At 71.8% G+C, this 11,273-nt stretch carries 12 protein-coding genes; 8 read left to right on the top strand and 4 right to left on the bottom strand.

Going from position 1 to position 11,273, the window contains the following annotated elements; genetic code table 11:
• Position 1 precedes the first annotated feature (1 nt).
• The 5 genes from fasR (at position 2) to fabF (ending at position 4,985) form a co-directional block, all read left to right on the top strand.
• A complete protein-coding gene (gene fasR, locus KUM32_RS16340; RefSeq protein WP_217142620.1) occupies positions 2-1,207 on the top strand; it encodes a fatty acid biosynthesis transcriptional regulator FasR in 1,206 nt (401 codons plus the stop codon).
• A gap of 89 nt (positions 1,208-1,296) precedes the next feature.
• Complete coding sequence (locus KUM32_RS16345) at positions 1,297-2,226, top strand: ACP S-malonyltransferase (protein WP_217142621.1); 930 nt, start codon at positions 1,297-1,299, stop codon at positions 2,224-2,226.
• Between the two features lie 16 nt (positions 2,227-2,242).
• Positions 2,243-3,274, top strand: a complete 1,032-nt coding sequence (locus KUM32_RS16350) for a ketoacyl-ACP synthase III (protein ID WP_217142622.1) — start codon at positions 2,243-2,245, stop codon at positions 3,272-3,274.
• A gap of 103 nt (positions 3,275-3,377) precedes the next feature.
• Positions 3,378-3,626, top strand: a complete 249-nt coding sequence (locus tag KUM32_RS16355; RefSeq protein ID WP_037854199.1) for an acyl carrier protein — start codon at positions 3,378-3,380, stop codon at positions 3,624-3,626.
• An 87-nt stretch (positions 3,627-3,713) separates the two neighbouring features.
• Positions 3,714-4,985, top strand: coding sequence for a beta-ketoacyl-ACP synthase II (gene fabF / locus KUM32_RS16360; RefSeq protein WP_217142623.1), 1,272 nt, complete (start codon positions 3,714-3,716; stop codon positions 4,983-4,985).
• An 80-nt stretch (positions 4,986-5,065) separates the two neighbouring features.
• On the opposite strand, the gene KUM32_RS16365 is transcribed toward fabF, so the two are convergent.
• A complete protein-coding gene (locus KUM32_RS16365; protein ID WP_217142624.1) occupies positions 5,066-5,560 on the bottom strand; it encodes a DUF3145 domain-containing protein in 495 nt (164 codons plus the stop codon).
• A 258-nt stretch (positions 5,561-5,818) separates the two neighbouring features.
• On the opposite strand from KUM32_RS16365, the gene KUM32_RS16370 reads away from it, so the two are divergent.
• Positions 5,819-6,730, top strand: coding sequence for an SGNH/GDSL hydrolase family protein (locus tag KUM32_RS16370; RefSeq protein WP_217142625.1), 912 nt, complete (start codon positions 5,819-5,821; stop codon positions 6,728-6,730).
• 26 nt (positions 6,731-6,756) lie between these two features.
• On the top strand, positions 6,757-7,737 hold the full coding sequence (locus KUM32_RS16375; protein WP_217142626.1) for an aldose epimerase family protein: 981 nt from the start codon (positions 6,757-6,759) through the stop codon (positions 7,735-7,737).
• 390 nt (positions 7,738-8,127) lie between these two features.
• On the opposite strand, the gene KUM32_RS16380 is transcribed toward KUM32_RS16375, so the two are convergent.
• From KUM32_RS16380 to KUM32_RS16390, 3 genes are all read right to left on the bottom strand, one after another.
• Entirely contained in the window at positions 8,128-8,949 is an 822-nt protein-coding gene (locus KUM32_RS16380; RefSeq protein ID WP_217142627.1) for an EI24 domain-containing protein, read from the bottom strand.
• An 84-nt stretch (positions 8,950-9,033) separates the two neighbouring features.
• Positions 9,034-9,453, bottom strand: a complete 420-nt coding sequence (locus KUM32_RS16385) for an organic hydroperoxide resistance protein (protein ID WP_217142628.1) — start codon at positions 9,451-9,453, stop codon at positions 9,034-9,036.
• A 116-nt stretch (positions 9,454-9,569) separates the two neighbouring features.
• Entirely contained in the window at positions 9,570-10,592 is a 1,023-nt protein-coding gene (locus tag KUM32_RS16390; RefSeq protein ID WP_217142629.1) for an NADP-dependent oxidoreductase, read from the bottom strand.
• 137 nt (positions 10,593-10,729) lie between these two features.
• Between KUM32_RS16390 and KUM32_RS16395 the strand changes: the two genes are divergently transcribed.
• Positions 10,730-11,176, top strand: a complete 447-nt coding sequence (locus tag KUM32_RS16395) for a MarR family winged helix-turn-helix transcriptional regulator (protein ID WP_217142630.1) — start codon at positions 10,730-10,732, stop codon at positions 11,174-11,176.
• The last annotated feature ends 97 nt before the right edge of the window (positions 11,177-11,273 follow it).

Below are 11,273 nucleotides of genomic sequence, written 5' to 3' on the forward strand. Positions count from 1 at the left end.
CGTGCCCGAACCCGAAACCAGCAAGCCCCAGCCCCCGGCGCGCGCCGTCCACCCGCATGTCGCGACCCTGAAGCGGCTGGAGCAGTCCTCCGGATCACTCGCCGCGCAGGCCATCGCGCGGATGGACGAGACGCTGCCGTGGTACCGGGCCATGCCACCGGAGAACCGCTCCTGGATCGGGCTGGTCGCGCAGGCGGGCATCGCCGCCTTCACCGAGTGGTTCCGGCACCCGGAAACCCCGCAGGCGATCTCCACCGACGTCTTCGGCACCGCGCCGCGCGAGCTGACCCGGGCGATCACGCTGCGGCAGACCGTCGAGATGGTGCGGACCACGATCGAGGTCATGGAGTCCGCGATCGACGAGGTCGCCGCTCCCGGCGACGAGTCCGTGCTGCGCGAGGCGCTGCTCGTGTACGCCCGGGAGATCGCCTTCGCCACCGCCCAGGTGTACGCGCAGGCCGCCGAGGCACGCGGTGCCTGGGACGCGCGGCTGGAGTCCCTGGTCGTGAACGCGGTGCTCAGCGGCGAGGCCGACGAGGGGGCCGTGTCCCGGGCCGCCGCGCTCGGCTGGAACTCGCCCGAGCACGTGTGCGTGGTGCTGGGCACCGCCCCCGACGGGGACTCGGAGCTGACCGTGGAGGCCATCCGGCGCGCGGCCCGGCACGCCAAGCTCCAGGTGCTGACCGGGGTCCTCGGCGACCGGCTGGTGGTGATCGCGGGCGGCAGCGACAACCCGCTCGCGGTCGCGAAGTCGCTGATCGGGCCGTTCGCGCAGGGCGCGGTCGTGGCCGGACCCGTGGTGCCGGACCTGCTGGCCGCGACCCGGTCCGCGCAGGCCGCCGCCGCCGGCCTCAAGGCCTGTACGGCCTGGCCGGACGCCCCGCGCCCGGTGCTGGCGGACGATCTGCTGCCGGAGCGCGCGATCGCCTCCGACCCCTCGGCCCGCGAGCAGTTGGTGGAGGAGATCTACAGACCGTTGGAGGAAGCCGGGGCCGCCCTGCTGGAGACCCTCAGCGTCTATCTCGAACAGGCGAGCAGCCTGGAAGGCGCCGCCCGGATGCTCTTCGTTCACCCGAACACCGTGCGCTACCGGCTCCGACGTGTGACTGACGTCACCGGATGGTCACCCTCTGATGTACGGTCTGCGTTCACACTGCGGATCGCGCTCATCCTGGGGCGTCTGGCCGATGGAGATCCGCAACTCTAGACTTTTGTCGGGGGTCCACAAAACCCCCTCGTGTTCTTCGTCCCTGTCCCCACGGGCGGTCGTGGCCGTCCTCAAGAGAGAGTGTGAGAGTGCTCGTACTCGTCGCTCCCGGCCAGGGCGCCCAGACGCCCGGCTTCCTGACTGACTGGCTCGCCCTTCCCGGCGCCGCTGACCGCGTCGCCGCGTGGTCCGACGCCATTGGACTCGATCTCGCCCGCTACGGCACCAAGGCCGACGCGGACGAGATCCGTGACACGTCCGTCGCCCAGCCGCTGCTCGTCGCCGCCGGGATCCTCTCGGCCTCGGCACTCGGTGACATGGCCGACATCGCGCCGGACGTGGTCGCCGGCCACAGCGTCGGCGAGATCACCGCCGCCGCCTTCGCGGGGGTCCTCGGCGACACCGCCGCGCTGTCCCTCGTCCGCCGTCGGGGCCTGGCCATGGCCGAGGCCGCGACGGTCACCGAGACCGGCATGTCGGCGCTGCTCGGCGGCGACCCCGAGGTGAGCGTGGCCCACCTGGAGAAGCTCGGCCTGACCCCGGCGAACATGAACGGCGCCGGTCAGATCGTGGCGGCCGGGACCATGGAGCAGCTGGCCGCGCTGAGCGAGGACAAGCCGGAGGGCGTGCGCAAGGTCGTCCCGCTGAAGGTGGCCGGCGCGTTCCACACGCACCACATGGCGCCCGCCGTGGACAAGCTCGCCGAGGCCGCGAAGGCGCTCACGCCGGCCGACCCGAAGGTGACGTACGTCTCCAACAAGGACGGGAAGGCCGTGACCGGCGGCGCCGAGGTGCTCCAGCGGCTGGTCGGCCAGGTCGCCAACCCGGTCCGCTGGGACCTGTGCATGGAGACCTTCAAGGAGCTCGGCGTGACCGCCCTGATCGAGGTGTGCCCCGGCGGCACGCTGACCGGCCTGGCCAAGCGCGCGCTGCCCGGAGTCAGGACGCTGGCCCTGAAGACCCCCGCCGACCTCGACGCGGCCCGCGAGATCATCGCCGAGCACGCCGAGCAGGCCTGACAAGGAGCGCGACAGCATGTCGAAGATCAAGCCCAGCAAGGGCGCCCCGTACGCGCGCATCCTGGGCGTGGGCGGTTACCGCCCGACCCGGGTCGTGCCGAACGAGGTGATCCTCGAGAAGATCGACTCGTCCGACGAGTGGATCCGCTCGCGCTCCGGTATCGAGACGCGGCACTGGGCTTCGCCCGAGGAGACCGTCGCGGCGATGTCGATCGAGGCCTCCGGCAAGGCGATCGCCGACGCCGGGATCGACGCCGAGCAGATCGGCGCCGTGGTCGTGTCGACGGTGTCGCACTTCAGCCAGACCCCGGCCGTCGCCACCGAGATCGCGGACAAGCTGGGCACGAACAAGGCCGCGGCCTTCGACATCTCCGCGGGCTGCGCGGGCTTCGGCTACGGCCTCACCCTCGCCAAGGGCATGATCGTCGAGGGCTCGGCGGAGTACGTCCTCGTCATCGGCGTGGAGCGGCTCTCCGACCTGACCGACCTGGAGGACCGGGCCACGGCCTTCCTGTTCGGTGACGGCGCCGGCGCGGTCGTGGTCGGTCCCTCGCAGGAGCCGGCGATCGGCCCGACCGTGTGGGGCTCGGAGGGCGACAAGTCCGAGACGATCAAGCAGACGGTCCCGTGGGACCGCTTCAGGATCGGTGACGTCTCCGAGCTGCCCCTCGACCGCGAGGGCAACGTGAAGTTTCCTGCGATCACGCAGGAGGGCCAGGCGGTGTTCCGCTGGGCCGTGTTCGAGATGGCGAAGGTCGCCCAGCAGGCGCTGGACGCGGCCGGGATCACCCCGGACGAGCTGGACGTCTTCATCCCGCACCAGGCCAACGTGCGGATCATCGACTCGATGGTGAAGACGCTGAAGCTGCCGGAGCACGTCATGGTCGCCCGTGACATCCGCACCACCGGCAACACCTCGGCCGCCTCGATTCCGCTCGCGATGGAGCGGCTCCTGGCGACCGGCGAGGCGAAGAGCGGCGACACCGCGCTCGTCATCGGCTTCGGGGCGGGTCTCGTCTACGCCGCGACGGTCGTTACCCTCCCCTAGGCACTCCGTGCCGGATCACGCGGTCCGGGACGGAGCCCAGCAACACCTGCCGCTGACGCGGCGGGCTGCCACACCTCTGGAACATCTACGAAGGAGCGCCGCCATGGCCGCCACTCAGAAGGAGATCGTCGACGGTCTCGCCGAGATCGTGAACGAGATCGCCGGCATCCCGGTTGAGGACGTCCAGCTGGACAAGTCCTTCACCGACGACCTGGACGTCGACTCGCTGTCCATGGTCGAGGTCGTCGTCGCCGCCGAAGAGCGTTTCGACGTCAAGATCCCGGACGAGGACGTCAAGAACCTCAAGACCGTCGGTGACGCGACCGACTACATCCTCAAGCACCAGAGCTGATCGACCGATCACCGCCTCTGGGCTGACTGCCCCGCCACCCGGCGGTGGCGCCGTACGAATCCGTATCCCGTTGGAGAAAGAATTCCCGTGAGCTCGACCAATCGCACCGTGGTCGTCACCGGTATCGGCGCAACCACACCGCTGGGTGGCGACGCAGCCTCTACCTGGGAGGGTCTGGTGGCCGGCAAGTCCGGCGTCCGGCCCCTGGAGCAGGAGTGGGCCGCCGACCAGGCGGTCCGCATCGCCGCCCCGGTCGCCGTGGACCCCTCCGAGGTCATCCCGCGGCCCCAGGCCCGCCGACTGGACCGTTCGGCGCAGTTCGCGCTGATCGCGGCCCAGGAGGCCTGGCAGGACGCCGGCTTCACCGGCAAGGCGGGTGAGGACGGCAGCATCGACCCCGACCGGCTCGGCGCTGTCATCGCCTCCGGCATCGGCGGCGTGACCACCCTGCTGGACCAGTACGACGTGCTCAAGGAGAAGGGCGTCCGCCGCGTCTCCCCGCACACCGTTCCCATGCTGATGCCGAACGGCCCGTCGGCCAACGTCGGGCTGGCCGTGGGCGCCCGGGCGGGCGTGCACACGCCCGTCTCCGCCTGCGCGTCGGGTGCCGAGGCCATCGGCTACGCCATCGAGATGATCCGCACCGGCCGCGCCGACGTCGTCGTCGCGGGTGGTACTGAGGCGGCGATCCACCCGCTGCCCATCGCCGCGTTCGGCAACATGATGGCGATGTCCAAGAACAACGACGACCCGCAGGGCGCCTCGCGGCCCTTCGACACGGGTCGCGACGGCTTCGTCCTCGGTGAGGGCGCCGGCGTCGTCGTCCTGGAGTCCGCCGAGCACGCCGCGGCGCGCGGTGCCCGTGTCTACGCGGAGGCGGTCGGTCAGGGCGTCTCCGCCGACAGCCACGACATCGTGCAGCCGGAGCCGGAGGGCCGCGGCATCTCGGCCGCGCTGCAGCACCTGCTGGAGCGCACCGGCCTCGACCCCGCCGAGATCGTGCACGTCAACGCGCACGCCACCTCGACGCCGGCCGGTGACATCGCCGAGCTGAAGGCGCTGCGCAAGGTCTTCGGTGACGACGCCGACCACATGGCGGTCTCCGCCACCAAGTCGATGACCGGTCACCTCCTCGGTGGTGCGGGCGGCGTGGAGTCCGTCGCGACGGTGCTCGCCCTGTACCACCGGGTGGCGCCGCCGACCATCAACGTCGAGAACCTCGACCCGGAGGCCGAGGCCAACGCGGACATCGTCCGCGGCGAGGCCCGCAAGCTGCCCGTCGAGGGCCGTATCGCCGCGCTGAACGACTCGTTCGGCTTCGGCGGGCACAACGTGGTGCTGGCGTTCCGGACGGTCTGAGCGACGTTCGTACGTGTGTGAAGGGCCCCCACCGGCCGGTGGGGGCCCTTCACGCGTGGCGGGTGCGTCCCGGACGCGTCTCAGACCACCTGGTGCAGCCAGCGGACCGGCGCGCCCTCGCCCGCGTAGCGGAACGGCTCCAGTTCATCGTCCCAGGGCTTGCCGAGGAGCTTGGCGATGTCGGACTCCAGGTCGCTCTCGCCGCGCTGGGAGCGGACCAGGGCGGCGCGCAGCCGGTCCTCGGGGATGAGGATGTCGCCGTGGACACCGGTGACGGCGTGGAAGATGCCGAGGTCGGGAGTGCAGCTGTAGCGCTCGCCCTCGGCGTTCGCGGACGGTTCGCCGGTGACCTCGAAGCGCAGCAGCTGCCAGCCGCGCAGGGCGGAGGCGAGCTTGGAGGCGGTGCCGGCCTGCCCCTGCCAGGAGAACTCCGAGCGCCAGGTGCCGGGCGCGGCGGGCTGCCGGATCCAGTCCAGGCTGACGCGCGTGCCGAGCACCCCGGCGACGGCCCACTCGACGTGCGGGCAGAGCGCGCGCGGCGCGGAGTGCACGTACAGGACTCCACGAGTCGTCACCGGAACCTCCGGGCTGAGCGGGACATCTCGGAACGGGGCGGAACGGGTGTGGCCCGGCGGGCCACGTTCATGGCGAGGCTACCGTGCGACGGGGCAAGGAGTGTGACGTACCGTCGGTCCCGCTGCCGACAAACCTCCGCCATTCACCCGGCAGGACGCTTGTACGGGTGTGAGGCGTTGCACCACCGCGCGTGGGAACCTCCGCGCGGTGTCATGGGTTGAGGTCGTTGGAGGCACGAGGCGAGGGGTGGGACCGGTATGGGTCGGCGGACGGACCAGGGCACGCGGAGCGGCCGTCGCCGTGGGCGTGCCGTACTCGCCGCCCTGACCGTCGCCGTCCTGGGCCTGACCGGATGCGACGCCGTCGGCGGTGACTCCCCCGGCCCGTCCGGTACGGGGTCGAAGCGGCCGGAGTCCGCCCCGGCGTGGGATACGAGCCCGCGGTCCGTCGCGGCGGTGGGCGACTCCATCACGCGCGGCTTCGACGCCTGCACGGTGCTGTCCGACTGCCCCGAGGTCTCGTGGGCGACCGGCAGCAGCGCCGAGGTCGGCAGTCTCGCCGTACGGCTGCTGGGTGAGGCGGACGCGGCCGAGCGCAGCTGGAACTACGCGGTCACCGGGGCCCGGATGGCGGATCTGCCCGGGCAGGTGAGGCGGGCGGCGGCGCGCGAGCCGGAGCTCGTCGCGGTGATGATCGGGGCGAATGACGCCTGCCGGGCCACGACCGCGGCGATGACGCCGGTGGCCGACTTCCGGGCCCGGTTCGAGGAGGCCATGGCCACGCTGCGCCGGGAACTGCCCCGGGCGCAGGTGTACGTGGCGAGCATCCCGGACCTGAAGCGGCTGTGGTCGCAGGGGCGCACCAACCCGCTGGGCAAGCAGGTGTGGAAGCTGGGCATCTGCCCGTCGATGCTGGGCGACGCGGACGCCCTGGACGCGGCGGCGACGCTGCGGCGGAACACGGTGCAGGAACGGGTGGAGGACTACAACGAGGTCCTGCGGGAGGTCTGCGCCAAGGACCGGAAGTGCCGCACGGACGGCGGCGCGGTGCACGAGTTCCGGTTCGGCACCGGTCAGTTGAGCCGCTGGGACTGGTTCCACCCGAGTGTGGACGGGCAGGCCCGGCTGGCGGAGATCGCCTATCGCGCCGTCACCATGAAGCAGTCCTGACCTGGGCGTGTCCTAGAGTTCCGCACATGAACGAACTCTTCGGCACACTTTCCGACGGCACCCCGGTCCACCGCTGGACCCTGGAGCGGGCCGGCGTACGGGTACGGGTCCTGTCGTACGGCGGGATCGTGCAGTCGGCCGAGGTCCCGGACCGGGACGGGAACACCGCCGACGTGGTGCTGGGGTTCGCGGACCTGGACGGCTACACGGCCCATCCGGAGCCCTGCTTCGGTGCGCTGGTCGGGCGGTACGCCAACCGGATCGCGGGCGGCCGTTTCCCGCTGGACGGGCGCACGTACGCGCTGGCGCTCAACAACGGGCCGAACTCGCTGCACGGCGGTGAGCGCGGTTTCGACAAGCGCGTGTGGGACGCGGAGCCCGTCGGGGACGGGGCGCACGGTGTGCGGCTGAGCCGGGTCAGCCCGCACGGCGAGGAGGGCTTCCCGGGCCGTGTGGAGGTCACGGCGACGTACACGCTGGAGGAGTCGGGCGCGCTGCGGATCGCGTACGAGGCGGTCACCGACGCGCCGACCGTGCTCAACCCGACCAACCACAGCTACTTCAACCTGAGCGGCTCCGGTCACGCGGGCGGCCACGAACTGCGGCTCGCCGCCTCCCGGATCACCGCGGTCGACGCGGACCTGATCCCGACGGGTGACCTCCAGGACGTGACGGACACCCGCTTCGACTTCCGGCAGGCCCGCAAGGTCGGTTCGGGTTACGACCACAACTTCGTCCTGGACAAGGGCGTGACGGACACCGCCGTGGAGGTCGCCGAGCTGTACGACCCGGCGTCGGGGCGCGTGCTGTCGGTGGCGACGACCGAGCCCGGCCTCCAGCTGTACACCGCCGACCACCTGGGCGCGCCCTTCGCCCCCGGCGACGGCATCGCGCTGGAGACGCAGCACTTCCCCGACTCCCCGAACCGGCCGGAGTTCCCGAGCACGGTGCTGCGGCCGGGTGAGGTGTTCCGCTCGGAGACGGTGTACGGCTTCTCGGTGCGGTAGCCCGTGCGGTTCCGGGGCTCACCACCGGGCTCGGTACCGGGCCTCCGTACTGAGCCCCGGCCCGGATGTCAGGTCCCGGGCCGGGGCTTCTCGAGGGGCACGCCGTGGGCGGTCCCGGATCAGACGGTAATCGCCACGGTGGTCCGACGGCCCGTGATCAGGCGTCGGGCCGGCGGTTCGTACGAACCCTTCACAACCCGGCCCTCAGGGTCGCGAGCGCGGGGCCGCGAGCGCCGCGCACCGGACGGTCGCCGTGTCCCGCGACGCGGGCCGATGCCACGGCGACCGGCACGGGCGGGGACCCTCGGGACGGCGCGACGAACGGCTCGCGAGAGCGCGGGGCTCAGGGCGCCGGGCGCCGGGCGCGGGGCTCAGGCTCGGGCGCGGGGCTCAGGGCGCCGGGCGCGGGCCGGAGGGCACGGCCGGGTCGGCGGAGCCGTTGTCGGACGGGGCGTCGGCATCGCGGGTCTCCTCGCCCAGCAGCTCGCGGGCGAGGAGGGTGGCGCCCGCGACCGCGCCCGGCATCAGGAACACCGCGACGAACGGCACCAGGAAGGCGACGCCCAGCGGCGTGCCGAAGCCCCAGACCAGCGTCTTGCGGGAGCGCAGCAGGGCGAGGCGGTCGCGCAGCACGACCCCGCGGCGCTGGAGGGCGACGGCGGTGAGCTCCTCGGTGAGGAAGAAGCCGGTGACGAAGAACCCGATCACCGGGACGACCGTCTGGCCGACGACCGGGATGAGGCCGCAGGCGAAGAGCAGCACGCCCCAGACGGCGGCGCGGACGAGGATCCGGAGGCTGTCGCGGCCGGAGATCCACAGCTCGCGCAAGAGCGGCAGGCCCGACTCGGGGGCCGTGCCGTCCGGTGAGACGTCGCGGTCGACCTGTTCGGAGAGGCTCTCGTAGAAGGGCTCGCCGACCAGCAGCGTGACCGCGGTGAAGGTGAGGACGGCCAGGAGCAGGGCGAGGGCGAACAGGACGGCGGTGAGGAAGCCGCGGAAGAGGCCGAGCCAGGGGCTCGACCAGTCGTCGGCGAAGGGGGTCGCCCAGGCGACGAGGTCCGTGCCCCACAGCGCCAGCGCGACCAGCGCCGCCGCGTACAGCACCAGGGTGATCAGGCCCGGGAGGAGCCCGAAGCCGTAGCTCTTGCCGTGCCGGGCCACCCAGCGCTGGCCCTTCAGGAGATGGCCGAATCCCGCCCCAAGATCACGCATGGGCGGAACTCTACCGGTCGGCGCCGACGGGGACGGGGCGGCACTCACGGTGTGAACGCCGCCCCGTACGAGCTCGGGCACCGGTCAGGCGAGCGTCACGGTGATGTCGCCGCGGGTCGCCTTCGAGTACGGGCAGACCTGGTGTGCCTTCTCCACCAGCGACCGGGCGGTGGCGGCGTCCACGGACGGGATCTCGGCGGAGATCTCGATGATGATGCCGAAGCCGTCCGCGTTCTTACCGATGCCGACCTTCGCGGTGACGGTCGAACCGGAGATGTCGGCGCCCTCCTGGCGGGCGACGACGCCGAGCGCGCCCTGGAAGCAGGCGCTGTACCCGGCGGCGAACAGCTGCTCCGGGTTGGTGCCGGCGCCGTTGCCGCCCATCTCCTTGGGTGGGTTCACGACCACGTCGAGCTTGCCGTCATCGGTGGCCACCCGTCCGTCGCGACCGTTCTCGGCGGTGGCCACGGCGGTGTAGAGGACCTCGGACTGCTGGATGGGCATGCGGTTGTCTTCCTCTTCGGTCCGCCGCGACTCGCGCCCACGATCGCGGCGGATTTCGGAAAGACGCTACCGCATGCCGGAAAATGCGGGAAGGCCACCTCCCCGCACGGGGGGCGTCAGAGCTTGACGATCATCTTGCCGGTGTTGTCGCCGCGCAGGACGCCGAGGAACGCCTCCAGGTTGTTCTCGATGCCCTCGACGACCGTCTCCCGGTACTTCAGCTCGCCGGAGCGGACCCAGGGGCCGACCTCCTGGACGAACTGCGGCTGGAGGTCGTAGTGGTCGCCGACCAGGAAGCCCTCGATGCGGCCGCGGGTCTGGATCAGACGGGCGAGGTTCTTCGGGCCCGGGGCGGGCTCGGTGTTGTTGTAGACGGAGATCATGCCGCAGACGGCGATGCGGCCGTCCCGGTTGAGGGACCCGATGGCGGCCTCCAGGTGGTCGCCGCCGACGTTGTCGAAGTACACGTCGATGCCGTCCGGGGCGGCGGCGCGCAGCTGCTCGGCCACCGGGCCCTTCTTGTAGTTGAAGGCGGCGTCGAAGCCGTACTCGTCGACGAGCAGCTTCACCTTCTCGTCCGAGCCGGCCGAGCCGATGACCCGGGAGGCGCCCTTGAGCTTCGCGATCTGCCCCACCTGGCTGCCGACGGCACCGGCCGCGCCGGAGACGAACACCGCGTCGCCCTCCTTGAAGGCGGCGGTGCGCAGCAGGCCGGCGTAGGCGGTGAGCCCGGTCATGCCGAGCACGCCCAGGTACGTCGACAGCGGCGCCGCCTCCGGGTCCACCTTGACGGCGTTCTTCGCGTCCACGGCGGCGTACTCGCGCCAGCCGAAGAAGTGCAGGACGTGGTCGCCGACGGCGATGCCCTCGGCGTTGGAGGCGACGACCTCTCCGACCGCGCCGCCCTGCATGACCTTGCCCAGCTCGAAGGGGGCGACGTAGGACTTGGCGGCGCTCATGCGGCCGCGCATGTAGGGGTCCACGGACACGTACTGGTTGCGCACCAGCACCTGCCCCTCGCCCAAGGTGGGCATGTCGGCCTCGACGAGGGCGAAGTCCTCGGGCTTGGGCCAGCCGACGGGGCGGCTGAGCAGGTGCCATTCGCGGTTGACGGTGGGAAGGGCGGGGGAGTCGGTCATGGTGCACCTTTCCTGGAGCGCGAAGTGTTTTCGGCCTCGGGGATCGGGATCCCGCAGGCCCTGAGATGTTTCAGCCTCTGAAACAACCATGCGACTGAACATTTCAGGTTGTCAAACAAATGAGTACCCTTGTTTCCATGGCCACACCACACGACACCCCCCGCCGACCCGACGCTCTCACTCTCGAAGTCGTCGAGCTGATCGGCGAGGTCGTGGCCCGCTTCCACGCGGACTACGAGGAGGCGGCCGCGGAACGCGCCCTGACCGGGGCGCAGGCCAAGCTGCTCAGCCTGCTGTCACTGGAGCCGCTGCCGATGCGGAAGCTGGCGCAGAAGCTGAAGTGCGAGCCGTCGAACGTCACCGGGATCGTGGACCGGCTGGAGGCGCGCGGCCTGGTCGAGCGGCGCCCGGATCCCGGCGATCGCCGGGTGAAGGTGGCGGCGGCGACGGACGAGGGGCGGCGCGTGGCGCGGGGGCTGCGGGAGTCGCTGCGGTTCGCGCGGGAGCCGCTGGCGGGGCTGTCGGAGGGTGAGCGGGTCGCCCTGCGGGACGCGCTGCGGAGGATGCTGGGCGAGCGCGTCTGACGGGGCGCACTCCTCGGCGCACCCCCGAGCCGTACCCCCCGGGCCGTACCCCCGAGCCACACCCCCGAGCCACACCCCCGAGCCGTACCCCCCGAGC

The organism is Streptomyces sp. AC627_RSS907 (assembly GCF_019049165.1).

What these genes read in the sequence shown, in the direction of transcription:
- KUM32_RS16350 (WP_217142622.1), top strand. Translation starts at nt 2,243, where the DNA reads ATGTCGAAGATCAAGCCCAGCAAGGGCGCCCCGTACGCGCGCATCCTG.
- KUM32_RS16355 (WP_037854199.1), top strand. Translation starts at nt 3,378, where the DNA reads ATGGCCGCCACTCAGAAGGAGATCGTCGACGGTCTCGCCGAGATCGTG.
- KUM32_RS16370 (WP_217142625.1), top strand. Translation starts at nt 5,819, where the DNA reads ATGGGTCGGCGGACGGACCAGGGCACGCGGAGCGGCCGTCGCCGTGGG.
- KUM32_RS16375 (WP_217142626.1), top strand. Translation starts at nt 6,757, where the DNA reads ATGAACGAACTCTTCGGCACACTTTCCGACGGCACCCCGGTCCACCGC.
- KUM32_RS16380 (WP_217142627.1), bottom strand. Translation starts at nt 8,949, where the DNA reads ATGCGTGATCTTGGGGCGGGATTCGGCCATCTCCTGAAGGGCCAGCGC.
- KUM32_RS16385 (WP_217142628.1), bottom strand. Translation starts at nt 9,453, where the DNA reads ATGCCCATCCAGCAGTCCGAGGTCCTCTACACCGCCGTGGCCACCGCC.
- KUM32_RS16390 (WP_217142629.1), bottom strand. Translation starts at nt 10,592, where the DNA reads ATGACCGACTCCCCCGCCCTTCCCACCGTCAACCGCGAATGGCACCTG.
- KUM32_RS16395 (WP_217142630.1), top strand. Translation starts at nt 10,730, where the DNA reads ATGGCCACACCACACGACACCCCCCGCCGACCCGACGCTCTCACTCTC.